The sequence below is a fragment of the Mycolicibacillus trivialis genome (genome assembly GCF_002102395.1).
GTDB classification, from domain to species: Bacteria; Actinomycetota; Actinomycetes; order Mycobacteriales; family Mycobacteriaceae; genus Mycobacterium; species Mycobacterium triviale.
This window is the reverse complement of the sequence record NZ_LQPZ01000006.1, coordinates 34,412-52,872: the sequence shown is the minus strand read 5'-3', so window position 1 is coordinate 52,872 and position 18,461 is coordinate 34,412. Positions and strand designations below refer to the sequence as shown.

22 protein-coding genes are annotated in these 18,461 nt (G+C 72.8%); 17 read left to right on the top strand and 5 right to left on the bottom strand.

Annotation, left to right across the window (positions count from 1 at the left end; translation table 11 throughout):
• The first annotated feature begins 29 nt into the window (after positions 1-29).
• Genes AWC30_RS00750 through AWC30_RS00720 form a run of 7 tightly spaced genes read left to right on the top strand, consistent with a single transcriptional unit; the run spans position 30 to position 8,772 of the window.
• On the top strand, positions 30-440 hold the full coding sequence (locus AWC30_RS00750; protein ID WP_085107454.1) for an OsmC family protein: 411 nt from the start codon (positions 30-32) through the stop codon (positions 438-440).
• The gene (locus AWC30_RS00745) at positions 433-708 is read left to right on the top strand and encodes an acylphosphatase (protein ID WP_085107451.1); all 276 of its coding nucleotides are present in this window, start codon (positions 433-435) and stop codon (positions 706-708) included. The genes AWC30_RS00750 and AWC30_RS00745 overlap by 8 nt, the downstream gene beginning before the upstream one ends.
• Before the next feature lie 24 nt (positions 709-732).
• Positions 733-4,320 (top strand): chromosome segregation protein SMC, encoded by a 3,588-nt coding sequence (smc, locus tag AWC30_RS00740; protein WP_085107448.1) that lies wholly within the window; start codon positions 733-735, stop codon positions 4,318-4,320.
• A gap of 57 nt (positions 4,321-4,377) precedes the next feature.
• A complete protein-coding gene (gene ftsY, locus AWC30_RS00735; protein WP_085107445.1) occupies positions 4,378-5,685 on the top strand; it encodes a signal recognition particle-docking protein FtsY in 1,308 nt (435 codons plus the stop codon).
• A gap of 46 nt (positions 5,686-5,731) precedes the next feature.
• The gene (locus AWC30_RS00730) at positions 5,732-6,079 is read left to right on the top strand and encodes a P-II family nitrogen regulator (RefSeq protein ID WP_085107442.1); all 348 of its coding nucleotides are present in this window, start codon (positions 5,732-5,734) and stop codon (positions 6,077-6,079) included.
• 55 nt (positions 6,080-6,134) lie between these two features.
• Positions 6,135-7,694, top strand: coding sequence for a signal recognition particle protein (gene ffh / locus AWC30_RS00725; protein WP_085107439.1), 1,560 nt, complete (start codon positions 6,135-6,137; stop codon positions 7,692-7,694).
• A 7-nt stretch (positions 7,695-7,701) separates the two neighbouring features.
• A complete protein-coding gene (locus tag AWC30_RS00720) occupies positions 7,702-8,772 on the top strand; it encodes an amidohydrolase family protein (protein WP_085107437.1) in 1,071 nt (356 codons plus the stop codon).
• A gap of 13 nt (positions 8,773-8,785) precedes the next feature.
• On the opposite strand, the gene AWC30_RS00715 is transcribed toward AWC30_RS00720, so the two are convergent.
• On the bottom strand, positions 8,786-9,667 hold the full coding sequence (locus AWC30_RS00715) for a D-alanyl-D-alanine carboxypeptidase family protein (protein WP_372507270.1): 882 nt from the start codon (positions 9,665-9,667) through the stop codon (positions 8,786-8,788).
• A gap of 77 nt (positions 9,668-9,744) precedes the next feature.
• Between AWC30_RS00715 and mgtE the strand changes: the two genes are divergently transcribed.
• The 5 genes from mgtE to trmD all read left to right on the top strand — a co-directional run bounded on the left by mgtE (position 9,745) and on the right by trmD (position 13,322).
• Entirely contained in the window at positions 9,745-11,094 is a 1,350-nt protein-coding gene (mgtE, locus tag AWC30_RS00710) for a magnesium transporter (RefSeq protein WP_085107433.1), read from the top strand.
• Between the two features lie 175 nt (positions 11,095-11,269).
• Positions 11,270-11,836 (top strand): 30S ribosomal protein S16, encoded by a 567-nt coding sequence (gene rpsP / locus AWC30_RS00705; RefSeq protein WP_085107431.1) that lies wholly within the window; start codon positions 11,270-11,272, stop codon positions 11,834-11,836.
• Positions 11,837-11,844: 8 nt separating this feature from the next.
• Positions 11,845-12,087, top strand: a complete 243-nt coding sequence (locus AWC30_RS00700; protein WP_066854419.1) for an RNA-binding protein — start codon at positions 11,845-11,847, stop codon at positions 12,085-12,087.
• A gap of 9 nt (positions 12,088-12,096) precedes the next feature.
• Positions 12,097-12,639, top strand: coding sequence for a ribosome maturation factor RimM (gene rimM / locus AWC30_RS00695; RefSeq protein WP_085107428.1), 543 nt, complete (start codon positions 12,097-12,099; stop codon positions 12,637-12,639).
• Entirely contained in the window at positions 12,636-13,322 is a 687-nt protein-coding gene (trmD, locus tag AWC30_RS00690; protein ID WP_085107425.1) for a tRNA (guanosine(37)-N1)-methyltransferase TrmD, read from the top strand. Before rimM ends, trmD begins: the two co-directional genes overlap by 4 nt.
• Positions 13,323-13,331: 9 nt before the next feature.
• On the opposite strand, the gene AWC30_RS00685 is transcribed toward trmD, so the two are convergent.
• Positions 13,332-14,252: a serine hydrolase gene (locus tag AWC30_RS00685; RefSeq protein ID WP_085107422.1), complete on the bottom strand. Its 921-nt coding sequence runs from the start codon at positions 14,250-14,252 to the stop codon at positions 13,332-13,334.
• A gap of 303 nt (positions 14,253-14,555) precedes the next feature.
• On the opposite strand from AWC30_RS00685, the gene rplS reads away from it, so the two are divergent.
• From rplS to AWC30_RS00665, 4 genes are read left to right on the top strand one after another with little or no spacing between them, the layout of a single operon-like run.
• Positions 14,556-14,897 (top strand): 50S ribosomal protein L19, encoded by a 342-nt coding sequence (gene rplS, locus AWC30_RS00680; RefSeq protein ID WP_085107687.1) that lies wholly within the window; start codon positions 14,556-14,558, stop codon positions 14,895-14,897.
• A complete protein-coding gene (gene lepB, locus AWC30_RS00675) occupies positions 14,854-15,765 on the top strand; it encodes a signal peptidase I (protein WP_372507269.1) in 912 nt (303 codons plus the stop codon). The genes rplS and lepB overlap by 44 nt, the downstream gene beginning before the upstream one ends.
• A 2-nt stretch (positions 15,766-15,767) precedes the next feature.
• Entirely contained in the window at positions 15,768-16,439 is a 672-nt protein-coding gene (locus AWC30_RS00670) for a ribonuclease HII (protein ID WP_085107417.1), read from the top strand.
• 43 nt (positions 16,440-16,482) lie between these two features.
• Positions 16,483-16,788, top strand: a complete 306-nt coding sequence (locus tag AWC30_RS00665; protein ID WP_066854430.1) for a DUF2469 domain-containing protein — start codon at positions 16,483-16,485, stop codon at positions 16,786-16,788.
• Here the strand turns inward: AWC30_RS00665 and AWC30_RS18265 are convergent.
• Both AWC30_RS18265 and AWC30_RS18260 read right to left on the bottom strand, forming a co-directional pair.
• Positions 16,785-16,910 (bottom strand): hypothetical protein, encoded by a 126-nt coding sequence (locus AWC30_RS18265; protein ID WP_372507268.1) that lies wholly within the window; start codon positions 16,908-16,910, stop codon positions 16,785-16,787. The genes AWC30_RS00665 and AWC30_RS18265 overlap by 4 nt on opposite strands.
• Positions 16,889-17,095 carry an ArsR/SmtB family transcription factor gene (locus AWC30_RS18260; protein WP_372507267.1) on the bottom strand — a complete coding sequence of 69 codons (207 nt, stop codon included), beginning with the start codon at positions 17,093-17,095 and terminating at the stop codon, positions 16,889-16,891. The genes AWC30_RS18265 and AWC30_RS18260 overlap by 22 nt, the downstream gene beginning before the upstream one ends.
• A 54-nt stretch (positions 17,096-17,149) precedes the next feature.
• On the opposite strand from AWC30_RS18260, the gene AWC30_RS17940 reads away from it, so the two are divergent.
• Positions 17,150-17,389: a hypothetical protein gene (locus tag AWC30_RS17940; protein WP_234807885.1), complete on the top strand. Its 240-nt coding sequence runs from the start codon at positions 17,150-17,152 to the stop codon at positions 17,387-17,389.
• Positions 17,390-17,399: 10 nt separating this feature from the next.
• On the opposite strand, the gene AWC30_RS17675 is transcribed toward AWC30_RS17940, so the two are convergent.
• The gene (locus AWC30_RS17675) at positions 17,400-18,452 is read right to left on the bottom strand and encodes a PPE family protein (RefSeq protein ID WP_085107414.1); all 1,053 of its coding nucleotides are present in this window, start codon (positions 18,450-18,452) and stop codon (positions 17,400-17,402) included.
• Positions 18,453-18,461: the final 9 nt, after the last annotated feature.

Below are 18,461 nucleotides of genomic sequence, written 5' to 3'. Positions count from 1 at the left end.
GCGGCCGGGCGCACGGTAGAAAAGAGGCCATGACGCAACTGTGGGTGGAGCGAACCGGGACTCGCCGCTACACCGGGCACAGCTCGCGCGGCGCGCAGGTGCTGATCGGCTCGGAGGACGTCCAGGGGGTGTTCACCCCCGGTGAGCTGCTTAAGATCGCGCTGGCCGCGTGCAGCGGCATGGCCAGCGACGCACCGCTGGCGCGCCGCCTCGGCGAGGACTACCCGGCGACGGTGCGCGTCGCCGGTGCCGCCGACCGCGACCAGGAGCGCTACCCGCGGCTCACCGAGGAGCTGGAGCTGGACCTGTCCGGGCTGAGTGACGCCGAACGGGACCGGCTGCGCACCGTGGTGGAGCGCGCCATCGACGCCAGCTGCACGGTCGGGCGCACCCTGACCTCGGGCACCGCGATCAGCTTCGAGGTCACCGAGGGTGGCTGAGGCGCGGCTGACCGCCTGGGTGCACGGCCACGTGCAGGGCGTGGGGTTTCGCTGGTGGACCCGGTCGCGGGCGCTGGAACTGGGCCTGACCGGCTACGCCGCCAACAAACCCGACGGCCGGGTGCAGGTGGTGGCGCAGGGACCGCGCGCGGACTGCGCGACCCTGTTGGCGCTGCTGGAGGGCGGCACCACCCCGGGACGGGTCGACACCGTCGTGGCGGATTGGGGTGAAGCCGGGGACACGATCGTCGGCTTCAGCGAGCGCTGACCCGCCCCGGTAGTCTCACACGTCGTGCACCTCAAGAGTCTGACGCTCAAGGGCTTCAAGTCCTTCGCCTCGCCGACGACTCTGCGTTTCGAGCCGGGCATCACCTGCGTGGTCGGGCCCAACGGCTCGGGCAAGTCCAACGTCGTCGACGCGCTGGCCTGGGTGATGGGGGAGCAGGGCGCCAAAACCCTGCGCGGCGGGAAGATGGAAGACGTCATCTTCGCCGGCACCAGTTCGCGGGCCCCGCTGGGCCGCGCCGAGGTCACCGTCACCATCGACAACTCCGACAACGCCCTTCCCATCGAGTACGCCGAGGTCGCCATCACCCGGCGGATGTTCCGCGACGGCGGCAGCGAATACGAGATCAACGGCAACAGCTGCCGGCTGATGGACGTCCAGGAGCTGCTGAGCGACTCCGGCATCGGCCGCGAGATGCACGTCATCGTCGGGCAGGGTCGGCTCTCCCAGATCCTCGAATCCCGGCCGGAGGACCGCCGCGCGTTCATCGAGGAGGCCGCCGGGGTGCTCAAGCACCGCAGGCGCAAGGAGAAGGCGGTCCGCAAACTCGACGCGATGCAGGCCAACCTGGCCCGGCTCACCGACCTCACCACCGAACTGCGCCGCCAGCTCAAACCGCTGGGCCGGCAGGCCGAGATGGCCCGCCGCGCGGCGACCATCCAGGCCGACCTGCGTGACGCCCGGCTGCGGCTGGCCGCCGACGACCTGGTGGCCCGCCGCGCCGAGTTCGCCGGCAACACCGACGCCGAGGCGACCGTGCGCCGCGAGCACGACGCGGCCTCCGCCCGGCTGGAGGCGGCCACCGCCGAACTGGCCGGCCACGAGACGACCCTGGCCCGGCTCTCCGAACGCGCCGAGGCCGCCCAGCAGACCTGGTTTTCGCTGTCGGCGCTGGCCGAGCGGGTCAGCGCCACCGTCCGCATCGCCAGCGAACGCGCCCAGCACCTCGACGAGGAGCCGGCCGGCCACAGCGGGCCCGACCCCGAGGAGCTGGAGGCCCAGGCCGAGCGGGTCGCCGCCGACGAGCGGGAACTGCTCGACGCCCTGCAGCAGGCCCGCGAACGCCTGGAGGTGGCCCGCACCGAGTTGGCCGCCCAGGAGCGCGTCGCCGCGGAGGCCGAACAGGCCCACCTGGCGGCGGTGCGCGCGGAGGCCGACCGCCGGGAGGGGCTGGCCCGGCTGGCCGGGCAGGTGGAGACGATGCGCGCCCGCGTCGAGTCGATCGACGACTCACTGACCCGGATCGCCCCGCGCATCGAGGAGACCGCCGCCCGTGCCGAGGCGGCGCGCGCCGAGTTCGAGACCGTGCAAAGCCGCGTCCACGAACTCGACCGCGGCGAGAAGGGCCTCGACGAGCAGCACGAACGCAGCGTCACCGCGCTGCGCTTGGCCGACGAGCGGGTCGCCGAACTGCAGGCCGCCGAGCGCGGCGCGGAGCGGGAAGTGGCGTCGCTGCAGGCGAGGATCGACGCCCTGACCGTCGGGCTGGACCGCAAGGACGGCGCCGCCTGGCTGGCGAAGAACACCGGGGTGGACGGCCTGTTCGGGTCGATCGCCGAGCTGGTGCGGGTCGAATCCGGCTACGAGGCGGCGCTGGCCGCGGTGCTGGGCGCCGCCGCCGACGCGGTGGCCGCCGAGGGCTTCCCGGCCGCCCGCGCCGCGGTGGCCGCGCTCAAGGAGGCCGACGGCGGCCGGGCCGCGATCGTGCTGGGCGGCTGGCCTGCGGCGACCGCGCGCACCGAGACCCTGCCCGGTTCGGCGCGCTGGGCGACCGACCTGGTCGCCGCACCCGACCGGCTGCGTGGCGCGCTGAGCGCGATGCTGGGCGCGGTCGCGGTGGTCGACGACCTGGACGCCGCCCTGCAACTGGTCGGCCGGCACCCGCAGCTGACCGCGGTCACCGTCGACGGCGACGTGGTGGGGGCCGGCTGGCTCAGCGGCGGCTCGGACCGCAAGCCCTCCACCCTGGAGATCACCGGGGAGATCGAGCGGGCCCGCGCCCAGCTCGCCGCCGCCGAGACCCAGGTCGCCGAGCTCGGGGCCGCGCTGGCCGGGGCACTCAGCGAGCAGACCGCCCGCCGCGACGCCGCCGAGCAGGCGCTGGCCGCGCTGAACGAGTCCGACGCCGCGATCGCGGCCATCTACGACCGGCTGGGCCGGCTCGGGCAGGAGGCCCGCACCGCCGAGGAGGACTGGCAGCGGCAGCTGCAGCACCGCGAGGAGTTGGAGACCGGCCGCGCCGCCACCGTCGAGGAGCTCGGCGCGCTGGAGACCCGGCTGCGCAACGCCGAGGCCGACGAGCCGGTCGCCACCGAGGAGCCGGTGGACCGGTCGGCGGTCGCCGCCGCCACCGAGGCCGCCCGCGGCGTCGAGGTCGAGGCCCGCCTCGCGGTGCGCACCGCCGAGGAACGCGCCAACGCGGTGCGCGGCCGCGCCGACTCGCTGCGCCGGGCCGCGGCCGCCGAGCGGCAGGCCCGCATCCGCGCCCAGCAGGCCCGCGCCGCCCGCGAGCACGCCGCGGCGGTGGCCGCCGCGGTCGCCGACTCCGGGCGCCGGCTCGCCGAACGGCTGCGCACCGTGGTCGCCGCCGCCTCGCAGCGCCGCGACGCGCTGGCCGCCGAGCGTCAGCAGCGGTCGGCGGCGCTGGGTGAGCTGCGTGAGGAGGTCAACACCCTCGGCGCGCGGATCACCGCGCTGACCGAGTCGCTGCACCGCGACGAGGTGGCCCGCGCCCAGGTGGCGCTGCGCATCCAGCAGCTCGAGGAGATGGTGCTCGACCAGTTCGGGTTGGCCCCCGACGACCTGGTCGCCGAGTACGGCCCCGACGTGGCGCTGCCGCCCTCGGAGCTGGAGATGGCCGAATACGAGCAGGCCCGCGAGCGCGGCGAGCAGGTCACCGCCCCCGCCCCGATGCCGTTCGACCGGGACACCCAGGCCCGCCGCGCCAAACGCGCCGAACGTGAACTCGCCGAGCTCGGCCGGGTCAACCCGCTGGCGCTGGAGGAGTACGCGGCGCTGGAGGAGCGCTACACGTTCCTGTCCACCCAGCTCGAGGACGTCAAGGCGGCGCGCAAGGACCTGCTCGACGTGGTCGCCGACGTCGACGCCCGGATCCTGCAGGTCTTCACCGACGCCTACGCCGACGTGGAGCGGGAGTTCCGGGAGGTGTTCGCGGCGCTGTTCCCCGGCGGGGAGGGCCGGCTGGTGCTCACCGATCCGCACGACATGCTCACCACCGGGGTGGAGGTGGAGGCCCGCCCGCCGGGCAAGAAGGTCAAGCGGCTCTCGCTGCTCTCCGGCGGGGAGAAGTCGCTGACGGCAGTGGCGATGCTGGTGGCGATCTTCCGGGCCCGCCCGTCGCCGTTCTACATCATGGACGAGGTCGAGGCCGCGCTCGACGACACCAACCTGCGGCGGCTGCTGGCCCTGTTCGAGATGCTGCGGGCCCGCTCCCAGCTGATCGTGATCACCCACCAGAAGCCGACGATGGAGATCGCCGACGCGCTGTACGGGGTCACCATGCGCGACGACGGCATCACCGCGGTGATCTCGCAGCGCATCCGCGGTCAGGAGCTGGCCGCCGCCTCGTCCTGAGCCGCCCGGCTCGTCCCGGGTTCGCCGTCGCCGGCGGACCCCTGGAACAATGGCGGCGTGCCCGAACCCGTCTGGATCGCCCTCGCCGTCGTCGCCGTCCTGGTCGTCCTCGCCGTCCTCGCGTTCGGGCTGGTGCGCTACCGCCGCCGCCGGATCAGCCTGTCCGGCGACCGCCCGGCGCCCACGTTGGACCGCTCCGGCGGCTACACCGCCGAGGCGGGGATCACCTTCAGCCAGTCCGCCGCACCGCCCGCCGCCGCACCGCCGCCGCCCGCCCCGGCGGCCCCACCGGAACCGGCCGCCCCGCAACCGCCGGCACCCGAGCCCGTACCGCAACCGCCGACACCCGAGCCCGCCCCGCCCGCTCCCGAGCCGGCCGGCGAGACGCCGCCGGCCACCGAGACCGCCCCGGTCATCGAGACCGCCCCGGCCGCCGAGACCATCGTCCCGGTCGAGGGCCGGCTGGAACGGCTGCGCGGCAGGCTGGCCCGCTCGCAGAGCACCCTGGGCCGCAGCATGCTCGGGCTGCTCGGCGGCGGCGACCTCGACCAGGACTCCTGGGAAGAGGTCGAGGACACCCTGCTCATCGCCGACCTGGGGCCCACCGCCACCGCATCGGTGGTCGCCGCGCTGCACGACCGGTTGGCCGGCGGCGCGGTGCGCACCGAGGCGGACGCCCGCGCGGTGCTGCGCGAGGTGCTCATCACCGAACTGCAGCCCGACCTGGACCGGTCGATCCGGGCGCTGCCGCACCCCGACCACCCGGCGGTGCTGCTGGTCGTCGGGGTCAACGGCACCGGCAAGACCACCACCGTCGGCAAACTCGCCCGGGTGCTGGTGGCCGACGGCCGACGGGTGGTGCTGGGCGCGGCGGACACCTTCCGCGCCGCCGCCGCCGACCAGCTGCAGGCCTGGGCCGCGCGGGTGGGCGCGGAGGTGGTGCGCGGCGCCGAGGGCGCCGACCCCGCCTCGGTCGCCTTCGACGCCGTCGACACCGGCATCGCCGCCGGCGCCGACGTCATCCTGGTCGACACCGCCGGGCGGCTGCACACCAAGGCCGGGCTGATGGACGAGCTGGGCAAGGTCAAGCGGGTGGTGACCCGCCGCGCCGCGGTCGACGAGGTGCTGCTGGTGCTCGACGCCACCGTCGGGCAGAACGGTCTGGCCCAGGCCAAGGTCTTCGCCGAGGTCGTCGACATCACCGGGGTGGTGCTGACCAAACTCGACGGAACCGCCAAGGGCGGCATCGTCTTCCGTGTCCAGCAGGAACTGGGCGTGCCGGTGAAACTGGTCGGGCTCGGGGAGGGCCCCGACGACCTGGCGCCGTTCGAGCCGGGCGCCTTCGTCGACGCGCTGCTGGGCTGACCGGCGGCGCCGACCCCACCCGATCGAACGCAGAGGGAGCGACGAGATGAAACTGGTGACCGCGATCATCAAGCCGGTCACGCTGGACGACGTCAAGACCGCCCTGGAGCGCATCGGGGTGCGCGGGATGACGGTCAGCGACGCCCGCGGCTTCGGCCGCCAGCAGGGCCAGCTCGACGACTACGGCCCCGCCCTCGCCGAGGACACCGGCAGCGAGTTCGTGCCGAAGATCCGGGTGGAGGTGCTGGTGGACAGCGCGCTGGCCGACGACGCGGTCACCACGATCGTCGAGGCCGCCCGCACCGGCAAGATCGGCGACGGCAAGGTCTGGGCCACCCCGGTGGACACCGTGGTGCGGGTGCGCACCGGCGAACGCGGACCCGACGCCATCTAGCCCCCGCGACGATCACCCCGCCCGGGCCGTCGGCGCCGGCGGTTAGGCTGGCGGCGTGTTTGAATCGCTCTCCGACCGGTTGACCAGTGCCCTCACCGGGCTGCGCGGCAAGGGCCGGCTGACCGACGCCGACATCGACGCCACCACCCGCGAGATCCGGCTGGCGCTGCTGGAAGCCGACGTGTCGCTGCCGGTGGTGCGGGCCTTCATCACCCGGATCAAGGAGCGCGCCAAGGGCGCGGAGGTCTCCGGCGCGCTCAACCCCGCCCAGCAGGTCGTCAAGATCGTCAACGAGGAGCTCATCGGCATCCTCGGCGGCCAGACCCGCCAGTTGGCGTTCGCCAAGACCCCGCCGACGGTGATCATGCTCGCCGGCCTGCAGGGCGCGGGTAAGACCACCCTGGCAGGCAAACTCGCCCGCTGGCTGCGCGGCCAGGGCCACACCCCGCTGCTGGTGGCCTGCGACCTGCAGCGCCCCGGCGCGGTCAACCAGCTGCAGATCGTCGGGGAACGCGCCGGGGTGAGCGTGTTCGCGCCGCACCCGGGCACCACCGCCGACGGCGACCACGCGGCCGGGCCCGGCGACCCGGTGCAGGTCGCCGCGGACGGGCTGGCCGAGGCCAAGGCCAAGCACTTCGACGTCGTCGTCGTCGACACCGCCGGCCGGCTGGGCATCGACGAGGAGATGATGGCCCAGGCCGCCGCCATCCGCGGCGCCGTCGACCCCGACGAGGTGCTGTTCGTCCTCGACGCGATGGTCGGTCAGGACGCGGTGGCCACCGCCGACGCGTTCCGGGAGGGCGTCGGCTTCACCGGGGTGGTGCTGACCAAGCTCGACGGCGACGCCCGCGGCGGCGCTGCACTGTCGGTGCGGGAGGTCACCGGCGAGCCCATCCTGTTCGCCTCCACCGGGGAGAAGCTGGAGGACTTCGACGTCTTCCACCCCGACCGGATGGCCAGCCGCATCCTGGGCATGGGCGACGTGCTCAGCCTCATCGAGCAGGCCGAGCAGGTCTTCGACGCCGAGCAGGCCGAGGCCGCCGCCGCCAAGATCGGCACCGGCGAGCTGACCCTGGAGGACTTCCTCGAGCAGATGCTCGCGGTGCGCAAGATGGGCCCGATCGGCAACCTGCTGGGCATGCTGCCCGGCGCGGGTCAGATGAAGGAGGCGCTGGCGGCCGTCGACGACAAGCAGCTCGACCGGCTGCAGGCCATCATCCGCGGCATGACCCCGGCCGAACGGGCCGACCCCAAGATCATCAACGCCTCCCGCCGGCTGCGCATCGCCAACGGCTCCGGGGTGGCGGTCAGCGAGGTCAACCAGCTGGTGGACCGGTTCTTCGAGGCCCGCAAGATGATGTCGTCGATGATGGGCGGCATGGGCATCCCCGGCGTCGGCGGCCGCAAATCGGCCACCCGCAAGACCAAGGGCAAGGGCGGCAAAAACAAGAAGGGCAAGCGGCGCGGGCCCACCCCGCCGAAGGTGCGCGGCCCGCTCGGCGGCATGCCCGCCGGGTTCCCCGACCTGTCGGCGATGCCGGCCGGGCTCGACGAGCTGCCGCCCGGGCTGGCCGACTTCGACCTGTCCCAGCTGAAGTTCCCGGGCAAGAAGTAGGCCCGCAGTGGTATTGCATGTCCGGGGCCGCGGCCTGCCCGACGGGGAGCCGGTCGAGTACTGGGTGGTCGACGGCGTACTGCGCACCGAGGAGGTGCCCGGCGCGCAGACGGTCTTTACGGCCGGCTGGATCATCCCGGGCCTGGTGGATGCGCACTGCCACGTCGGCATCGCCTACGGCGGCGGGCCCGCCGACGGCGAGGAACTGATCCGTCAGGCCGAGACCGAACGCGCCACCGGGGTGCTGCTGCTGCGCGACGCCGGGGTGCCGGTGGACACCCGCCACCTCGACGAGCGCACCGACCTGCCGCGGATCATCCGGGCCGGCAGGCACCTGGCGAAGACCAAGCGCTACATCCCGGGCCTGGGCCTCGACATCGACGACGAGGCCGACCTGCCCGCCGCGGTCGCCGAGCAGGCCCGCCGCGGCGACGGCTGGGTGAAACTGGTCGGTGACTGGATCGACCGGTCCCTCGGCGATCTGGCCCCGCTGTGGTCCGACGCGGCGCTGGAGACCGCGATCGCCGCCGCCCACGCCGAGGGTGCCCGGGTCACCGCGCACGTCTTCGGCGAGGATGCGCTGCCCGGCCTGATCACCGCGGGCATCGACTGCATCGAGCACGGCACCGGCATCACCGACGACGTCATCGACCTGATGGCCGAGCGCGGCACCGCGCTGGTGCCCACCCTGATCAACATCGACAACTTCCCCGAGATCGCCGACTCGGCCACCCGGTACCCGACCTACGCCGCGCACATGCGCGCCCTGTTCGACCGGTGCCGCCCGCGCATCGCCGCGGCCCGCGAGGCCGGGATCCCGATCTACGCCGGCACCGACGCCGGCGGCATGATCGTCCACGGCCGGGTCGCCGATGAGGTGGCGGCGCTGGCCGGGATCGGCATGGACGCCACCGAGGCGCTGGGCGCGGCCAGCTGGGCGGCCCGGGACTGGCTGGGCGCGCCCGGTCTGGCCGACGGCGCCCCGGCCGACCTGCTGTGTTACGCCGCGGATCCGCGCGGTGGCCCGGAGGTGCTCAGCCGCCCCGACGTGGTGATGCTCGGCGGGCGGGTGTACTGACCGGCCCGGCGGCTCAGAGCGATCCGACCGACGCCTGCGGTCCCTGGGCGAATCCCCAGTCCAGCAGGCTCGCCGCCTGATCCCAGTAGGTGGGGCCGCCCTCGTGGATGAGCCCGTAGGTCATCGCCACCACCAGCCGGCGGCGGTCGCGGGCCGCGGCGCCGACGTAGGTCTTGCGGGCGGCGTTGGTGAACCCGGTCTTGCCGCCCAGCGCGCCGGGGTAGCGGGTCAGCAGCTCGTTGGTGTTGGTCAGCACCGTCTGGCCGCCGTCGGCGGCGGGGAACGTGGCCGAGGGCTGCGCGACGATCTGGGCGAACACCGGGTTGCCCAGCGCGGCCCGGAAGATCACCGCCAGGTCGTGCGGGCTGGTCGAGCCCGACCCGCCCGCGCCGTCGAGCCCGGACGGAGTGGCCGCGTGGGTGGCGGTCGCGCCGAGCGCGGCGGCCTTGGCGTTCATCTTGGCCACCGCGGCCGCCGGGCCGCCCAGCAACTCGGCGAGCGTGTTGGCCGCGTCGTTGCCGGAGGCCAGCAGCGCGCCGTCGAGTAGCTGGCGGGCGGTGTAGCTGCGGCCCGGCCGCACCCCGACGCAGTTGCATTCCACGTCGACGTCGGCGTCGGTGGCCACCGCCGTCGCCGACAGGTCGACCTCGTCGAGAACCGCCAGCGCCAACAGCACTTTGATGGTGCTGGCGGGCGGAGTCACCGCCGAGCCGTTACGCTCAGCCAGGATCGCCCCGCTGTCCAGGTCGGCGATGATCCAGTTCGGCGCCGGTCCATCCGGGATCGCGGCGGTTCCCGGCGGCTGGATCGCAGTATCCGACCGGGCCGGCGGTGCAGTGCACAGACCGGCCAGCGCGACGGTGAGACAGGCCAGCAGGACCGCAAGGTTTCGCACGGCTGCCGAGCCTAACGTGGCGGCGCGATCGTGTTCAATCGGCGACGGGTGCGGACGACAGGCAGGGGACCGGACGGATGGAGCAGTGGAACCGCGAGGCGGTGACGAAGACCGTCGAACGCGCCCTCGACGATCGTGACCTCGCCGCGGTGACCACCGCGGTCCGCCCGCTCGGCTCGGCCGAGATCGTCGAGGTGCTGGAGCGCCTCGACAACACCGAGCGGGCGGTGATCTACCGGCTGCTCTCCAAGGAGCAGGCGCTGGAGGTCTTCGAGGACCTCGATCCCAGCCTGCAAAGCGACCTCGTCGGCGGGCTGCAGAAGGACGACGTCGCCGCGCTGTTCGCCGAACTGGATCCCGACGACCGTGTGGAACTGCTCGACGAACTGCCCGCCTCGGTGGCGCGGCGCCTGCTGCAGGGTCTGCCGCTGCGCGAGCGGGCGATGACCGCCAGCATCCTGGGCTACCCGCAGGGCTCGATCGGCCGGCGCATGAGCCCGGAATTCGTTGCGGTGCGCACCGATTCGACCGCGGCGGCGGCGCTGGAGCGGGTGGCGGCGCACCTGGTCGACGCCGAGACGGTCTACGTGCTGCCGGTCACCGACAACCACCGCACCCTGGTCGGGGTGGTCAACCTGCGCGACCTGATGGGCGCGGCGCCGGAGACCCGGATCGCCGACCTGATGGAGCGGGCCTACCCGGTGCGCGCCAGCGACGACGCCGAGGAGGCGGCACGGCGCTGCGCGGACCTCAAGGCGCTGGTGCTGCCGGTGGTCGACAACGAGTCGCGGCTGGTGGGCATCCTCACCGTCGACGACGCGCTGCGCATCCTCGAGACCGCCGAGACCGAGGACCAGGCCCGCGCCGGTGGTACCGAACCGCTGCGCCGGCCGTACCTGACCAACCCGGTGCGCAACCTGGTGCGCGGCCGGGTGGTGTGGCTGCTGGTGCTGGCCGTCGGCGCCACCTTGACCGTGCAGGTGCTGTCGGTGTTCGAGGCGACCCTGAGCCAGGTGGTCGCGTTGGCGCTGTTCGTGCCGCTGCTGATCGGAACCGGCGGCAACACCGGCAACCAGGCGGCGACCACGGTCACCCGTGCGCTGGCGCTCGGCGACATCGGTTCGCGTGACATCACCAAGGTGGTGGCCCGGGAGTTCCGGGTCGGGCTGTCGCTGGGGCTGCTGCTGGGGTCGCTGGCGTTCGTGCTGGCCAGCATCGTCTACGACACGGCACTGGGTACGGTGATCGGCTTGTCGCTGCTGAGCGTGTGCACCATGGCCGCCACCGTCGGCGGCACCATGCCGCTGATCGCCCGGGCGATCCGCGCCGACCCGGCGGTGTTCTCCAACCCGTTCATCTCCACCTTCGTCGACGCCACCGGGCTGCTGCTGTACTTCCTGATCGCCAAGGTGGTGCTGGGCATCTGAGCGGCGGATTACCGGGGCGGTGCCCCGGTGTGGCAGAATTTCCCGCTGTCCGCCGCGCGACCCGCCCGGTGAGGGCGCTTGCCCGGCGGTCACACACGCGAGGCAAAACCGGGCCCGGGCATCCCGCCCGCGTCGCTGAATTGCAGCGTGACAACCACAGGAGTGTCGCCGAACCATGGCCGTGAAAATCAAGCTGACCCGGCTTGGCAAGATTCGTAACCCCCAGTACCGCATCGCGGTGGCCGACGCGCGGACCCGCCGCGACGGGCGCGCGATCGAGATCATCGGGCGCTACCACCCCAAGGAAGAGCCCAGCCTCATCGAGATCGACTCCGAGCGGGCCCAGTACTGGCTGTCGGTGGGGGCTCAGCCCACCGAGCCGGTGCTCAAGCTGCTGAAGATCACCGGTGACTGGCAGAAGCACAAGGGCCTGCCCGGCGCGGAGGGCACCCTGAAGGTCGCCGAGCCCAAGCCCAGCAAGCTGGACCTGTTCAACGCCGCGTTGGCCGAGGCCGACGGCGCCCCGAGCACCGAGGCGACGACGCCGAAGAAGAAGGCCAAGAAGGCCGACGACAAGGCTGACGAGAAGGCCGACGGCAAGGCTGACGCCAAGAAGGCCGAGAAGAAGGCCGAAAAGAAGGCCGACGAAAAGGTCGACGAAAAGGCCGACGAGAAGGCGGACGCGCCGGCCGAGCCGGCCGCCGACGCAGGCGACGCGGCCGAGCCGAAGACCGAGAGCTGAGCGGGACGATGAGCGCTGTCGTCGTCGACGCTGTCGAGCACCTGGTCCGTGGCATCGTCGACAACCCCGACGACGTCCACGTCGACCTGCTGACCAACCGGCGGGGCCGCACCGTCGAGGTGCACGTGCACCCCGACGACCTGGGCAAGGTCATCGGCCGGGGCGGACGCACCGCCACCGCGTTGCGCACCCTGGTGGCCGGCATCGGCGGCCGCGGTATCCGCGTCGACGTGGTGGACACCGACCGCTAGCAGGCACCCATGGAGGTCGTGGTCGGCCGGCTGGTGAAAGCCCACGGCATCACCGGGGAACTGGTCGTCGAGGTCCGCACCGACGACCCCGACCGGCGGTTCGCCCCCGGTGCGCGGCTGCGCGCGCGCCCCCCCCGCGACCGCGGCCCGGGCCGCGACGTCACCATCGAGACGGTGCGCCCGCACGGCGCGCGGCTGCTGGTGCGGCTGGCCGGTGTCGGCGACCGCGACGGCGCCGACGCGCTGCGCGGCAACCTGCTGCTGATCGACATCGCCGACCTGCCGCCCATCGACGACCCCGACGAGTTCTACGACCACCAGCTGGTCGGCCTGCAGGTGCGCATCCCCGACGGCACGGTGCTCGGGGAGGTCGGCGAGGTGCTGCACACCGGCGCAGGCGAACTGCTGTCGGTGCGCCGGCCGCACGGCGATGAGCTGCTGGTGCCGTTCGTCAGCGCGATCGTGACCTCGGTGTCGCTGCGCGACGAGCTCATCGAAATCGACCCGCCGGACGGGCTGCTCGAGGTCAACCAGCCGAAACCGTCGACGTGAACATCGACATCGTCACGATCTTCCCGGAGTACCTCGCGCCGCTGCGGCAGTCCCTGCCCGGCAAGGCGATCGAATCCGGCCGGGTCGGCCTGCGCTTGCACGACCTGCGGAACTGGACCCACGACGTGCACCGCTCGGTGGACGACACCCCCTACGGTGGCGGGCCGGGCATGGTGATGAAGGCCCCGGTGTGGGGTGCCGCGCTGGACGAGATCTGCGGCCCCGACACGGTTTTGGTGATCCCCAGCCCGGCGGGCGCCCTGTTCACCCAGGACACCGCGCAGCGCTGGGCCACCGAATCGCATCTGGTGTTCGCCTGCGGCCGCTACGAGGGCATCGACCAGCGGGTGGCCGAGGACGCCGCCCGGCGGATGCGGGTCGAGGAGGTCTCGATCGGCGACTACGTGCTGGCCGGCGGCGAGGCGGCCGCCCTGGTCATGGTCGAGGCCGTGCTGCGGCTGCTGCCCGACGTCCTGGGCAATCCCGCCTCCCACCACGACGATTCGCACTCTCCGGGGCGCGACGGGCTGCTCGAGGGACCCAGCTACACCCGGCCGGCCAGCTGGCGGGGTCTGGAGGTGCCGCCGGTGCTGCTCTCCGGTGACCACGGGCGGATCGAGGCCTGGCGACGGGAGGCCTCCCTGCGGCGCACCCGGGAGCGCCGCCCCGACCTGCTGGACTGACCGTCGGGGTCAGATCCGGCCGTCGGGGAACATCGCGGCCACCACATCGGTGATGGTGGTGCGGGCGTCGGCGTCGTCGCCGGGCTGCAGCGAACCGACCGCCAGCACATAGCGGCGGTCGGCGCCGATCACCCCGGTCGACAGGTGCATCCAGTCCGCCCCGATGCAGCACATCCAGCCCTGCTTGACCGCCACCGGCTCGGCGTAGAGGCCCTCGGGGATCCCGAACCGTTGCGGGTAGCCGTCGATGCCGGTCGGGGTGGCCTGCACCAGGTTGTCGACGATGATGTTCGCCTGTTCGGGGTCCAGGCCGCCGCGCCCGCCCAGCAACATGTCGTAGTAGCGCACCAACTCCAACGGGGTGCTGACCACGTTCCACCAGCGGCCGTCGCTGCCCGGGGTCGTCGCGGTCAACCCGTACCGGGCCGCCACCCGGGTGACGATCTCGTCCCCGCCGTCCCGGTTCCAGAACTCCTCGGCGGCGTTGTCGTCGGAGGACCGCAGCATCGCGTCGAGGCTGGCCCGGTCCTCGTCCGACAGCGGGCCGCGCACCAGCAGATCGTCGGCGATGAACAGCTTGGCCACCGACGCGATCGCCATCGGGGTGGTCGCACCGTTGGCGACCACCTGACCGGTGGAGCGGTCCAGCATCGCCACCGACGCGACGGCACCGCGCGCCGCGGCCAGCCCGACGGCCAGCTCCAACCGTTCGCCCATCCCGTCGAGCGCGGCGTTCGGTAGGCCGAAGGGCACCTGCGGCGCCGGCGCGATCGCGGTCGCCAGCGGGGTGATGAAGTTGATCGGCGACTGCGCGGCGGCGGTGACCCGGGGCGCCCCGTGCGCGTTGGCTCCACACCCGGTGAGCACCGCGAGGACCACCGCGACCGCGGTCGCGAGCCGGGGGACCGGTTTGGGCAGCCGCGCTCGCATGGACCCTCCTTGGGGTGAACCGATGTCGTCGGGCAGACGTCGCCGTGCCGATATCTGCAGACAAGATTTACCATGAGTGGCCTGCCCAGCAGGTGCTACCGGCCCGGTCGACCGGGCGATTTCGTTGCGCCCCGCTCGTCTGGCACAATTGGGCAGTTGTCCCGGCAGTTCGCCGGTGGGCCGGCCGAGTCCGGCCGGTCGCCGGAGACACGCCATAAATGCCCGCCCAACCGGTCCGGTGCCTGGTGCCACGTCTCGTGGCCGACCTGCCCGCGGCCGTGACCTGCAAGGATGTGCCCCCTCATGAACACGCTGGACTTCGTCGACAAGGCGTCGCTGCGCGACGACATCCCGACCTTCGGTGCCGGCGACACCGTCAACGTGCACGTGAAGGTCATCGAGGGCACCAAAGAGCGCATCCAGGTGTTCAAGGGCGTGGTGATCCGCCGCCAGGGTGGGGGTGTCCGGGAGACCTTCACCGTCCGCAAGGAGAGCTACGGCGTCGGCGTGGAGCGCACCTTCCCGGTGCACTCGCCCAACATCGACCACATCGAGGTCGTCACCCGCGGTGCGGTGCGGCGCGCCAAGCTGTACTACCTGCGTGAGCGTCGCGGCAAGCGGGCCAAGATCAAGGAGAAGCGCTGATCTCGGCCGCCGGGGGCGCTCCGGCGCCCGCCGGCGGGCTGGCTACGCTGAACCCGTGACCGACGCCGAGCAGACTCCCGGGACGGGTCCATCCGAACCCTCCGACGGCGAGCGGCCCGACGAACCCCGCGACAAGAAGCGCAGCACACTGCGCGAGACCACCACGCTGGTCGTCCTCGCGGTCGCCATCTACTACGTCATGTTGACGTTCGTGGCCCGGCCCTACCTGATCCCGTCGGAGTCCATGGAGCCGACCCTGCACGGCTGCCCGGGCTGTGTCGGGGACCGGATCATGGTCGACAAGGTCACCTACCGATTCACCACCCCGCAACCCGGCGACGTCGTCGTGTTCAAGGGGCCGCCGGCGTGGAACGTCGGCTACCAGTCGATCCGCTCGGACAACACCGCGCTGCGCTGGCTGCAGAACACCCTCAGCGTGGTCGGCTTCGTCCCCCCGGATGAGAACGACCTGGTCAAACGCGTCATCGCGGTCGGAGGGCAGACCGTGCAGTGCCGGGTCGAGACCGGCCTGACCGTCGACGGCCAGCGCCTCGATGAGCCCTACCTGGACCCGTCGGTGCTGATGGCCGACCCGGCCGCCTACCCCTGCCTGGGCAGCCCGTTCGGGCCGGTGACCGTGCCCGAGGACCGGCTGTGGGTGATGGGGGACAACCGCACCCACTCCTCGGACTCCCGCGCGCACTGCGTCAACGACCCCGACGACCTGCGTGACGGGGTGATCTGCACCGGCGACCCGATCCCCGGCACGGTGCCGGTGGCCAACGTGATCGGCAAAGCACGCTTCATCGCCTGGCCGCCGTCGCGCTGGGGTGGTGTCGCGTCGGTCAACCCGCAGCAGGGGCACTGAGCATGACGACCACCTGGCCACCACGGACGGTGATCCGGCGCTCCGGCGGGCTGCGTACCCTGGAGGCGGCGCTGTACCGCAGCGGCCTGGGCCCGGTGGCCGGGGTCGACGAAGCCGGCCGCGGCGCCTGCGCCGGGCCGCTGGTGGTGGCCGCCTGCGTGCTCGGTGCCCGCCGCTCGGAGGCGCTGGCCGGACTCGACGACTCCAAGAAACTGACCCCCGCCACCCGGGAACGGCTGTTCACGCTGATCCGGCGATCCGCTCTGGCCTACCACGTGGTGGTCATCGATTCCGCCGACGTCGACCGCACCGGGGTGCACGCCGCCAACATCGAGGGGATGCGCCGGGCCGTCGCCGGCCTGCCGGTGCGGCCCGGCTACGTGCTCAGCGACGGGTTCGCGGTGCCGGGGCTGGGCGCACCGTCGCTGCCGGTGATCGGCGGGGACGCCGCCTCGGCCTGCATCGCGGCGGCCAGCATCCTGGCCAAGGTCAGCCGGGACCGGCTGATGGTGGCGATGGACGACGAACACCCCGGCTACGGGTTCGCCGGGCACAAGGGCTACAGCACCAGCGCGCACACCGCCGCCCTGACCGAGCTGGGCCCCTGCCCGCAGCACCGGCGGTCGTTCATCAACGTGCGGCGGGTCGTGACGGCCGGGTACCGCCACCGGTGAGCAACAATGGGTTCATCCCCGACGGAGAAGGACAGCTGAGTAGATGAGTGCCGAGGATCTCGAAAAATACGAAACCGAGATGGAGCTCTCGCTGTACCGCGAATACAAGGACATCGTGGGGCAGTTCAGCTACGTCGTGGAGACTGAACGGCGGTTCTACCTGGCCAACAGCGTGGAGATGGTGCCCCGCAACGCCGACGGCGAGGTCTACTTCGAGCTGCGCCTCGCCGACGCCTGGGTGTGGGACATGTACCGGCCGGCCCGCTTCGTCAAGCAGGTGCGGGTGGTGACCTTCAAGGACGTCAACATCGAAGAGGTCGAGAAGCCCGAACTGCGGCTGCCGGATTAACCGGCCGGTTCGTTCGAGCGGATCGGCAGCCCTGCCAACGCCGCCCACAGGTCCGGGCGCAGCCGGTAGTAGGCCCAGCGACCGCGCTGCTCCCGGTCGATCAACCCGGCTTGCACCAGCACCTTGAGATGATGGAGACCGTGGGTCGGGTCAGCCCGACCGGGCCGGTCAGGTCGCACACGCACGCTTCGGCGCCCGGTTGCGCTGCGATCAGTGAGACCAGCCGTAGCCGGGTCGGCTCGCCGAGTGCCCTGAAGACCGCCGCCAGCGCCGCGGGTCGCCGGGTTGCAGCAGGTGGCCAGATCACCCGAGGACGTCATGGCGCCAGCCTGCCATACATATTGACGCTCGTCTATGGACCATGATCGACGACGACCGGGGCGTGCGCGAGCGGGTGCGGCAGAGTTATGCGGCCGCTGCCACCGCGGTGGCGGGCGGCGAACCGACGGGTCCGCACGTCGGCTGCATCGCCGGGGCACTGTCGCGCGGCGAATACCTCGACGGGCTCGCCGCCGGGTTCACCGAGGTCTCGGTCGAGTTCACCCACCGGATCGCCGACGGCATGCACGGGGCGATCGTCCGGGCGGCCAAGCCGGGCTGAGCCGGGCCGCTCACCCGGTCGCCGGCGTTCGCGATGTGGTGGCCGGGCGGCGCCGGCCGGCGGCCGCGGTGCTGACTCCGCGGCCGGCCAGTGTGCCCAGCAGCGCCTCACCGAACATCGCCGGTGCGAACGCCGCCGCACCGGCCGGGGCGGCGGCGGTGTCGATCGCGGCCGGTACCACCGGCGTCGCGCGCACCGAGGTGGTCCACGACGGCGGCACCGACAGCCGGCCGGCCAGGCTCGCCTCGCCCAGCGCGGCCGACACCGGCGGGCGCGCGACCGGCGTCATCGGGGCCGGCGCAGGCCCGGGGGACACCGGCCACGGCGCACCCACCTCGAACGGACCGATCCCCTGCGCATCGTCGCGGCGGGCGTTGACCGCGAGCGCGTGATTGGTGGTGGCGATCGAGAAACCGGAGAACGTGGAGCTCGACGTGGAGGCCGCGGCGCTGGTCAGCGACGGGATTTGCAGCAGGTAGGTCGCCAGCCCGGGCGTGCTGGCCGCCGGCCCGGCCACGGCGGCCAGCGAGGCAGGCCCGCCGGGCGCCGGCGGCGGGCTCGCGAACGGCGTCAACCGGGTGACCGCCGCGGCCGACGCCGCGTACCCGTTCATCGCGGTGACATCCTGGGCCCACATCTGTTCGTAGTGGGCTTCGGTGGCGGCGATCGCGGGACTGTTCTGCCCGAACAGGTTGCCTGCGATCAGTGCCAGCAGCAGGGCGCGGTTGGCGGCGATCAGCGGCGGGGGAACGGTCATCGTGAACGCGGTCTGGTAGGCCGCCGCCGCGGATCGGGCTTGTGCCGCGGTGTATTCGGCGTGCTCCGCGGTCTGGTGCAGCCACGCCACATAGCCCGCAGCGGCACCGCTCATCGCCAACGACGACGGACCCCGCCAGAAGTCGGCGACGAGGGCGGCGACCACTCTGGCGAAACCGACGGCAGCGAGGGCCAACTCGCCGGCCAGCCCACTCCACGCCCCGGACGCCGCCAGCAGCGGAGCAGAACCCGGTCCGCAATACATGCGCGCCGAGTTGATCTCGGGTGGCAGTAGGTCGAAGTCCATCGGGGTTCC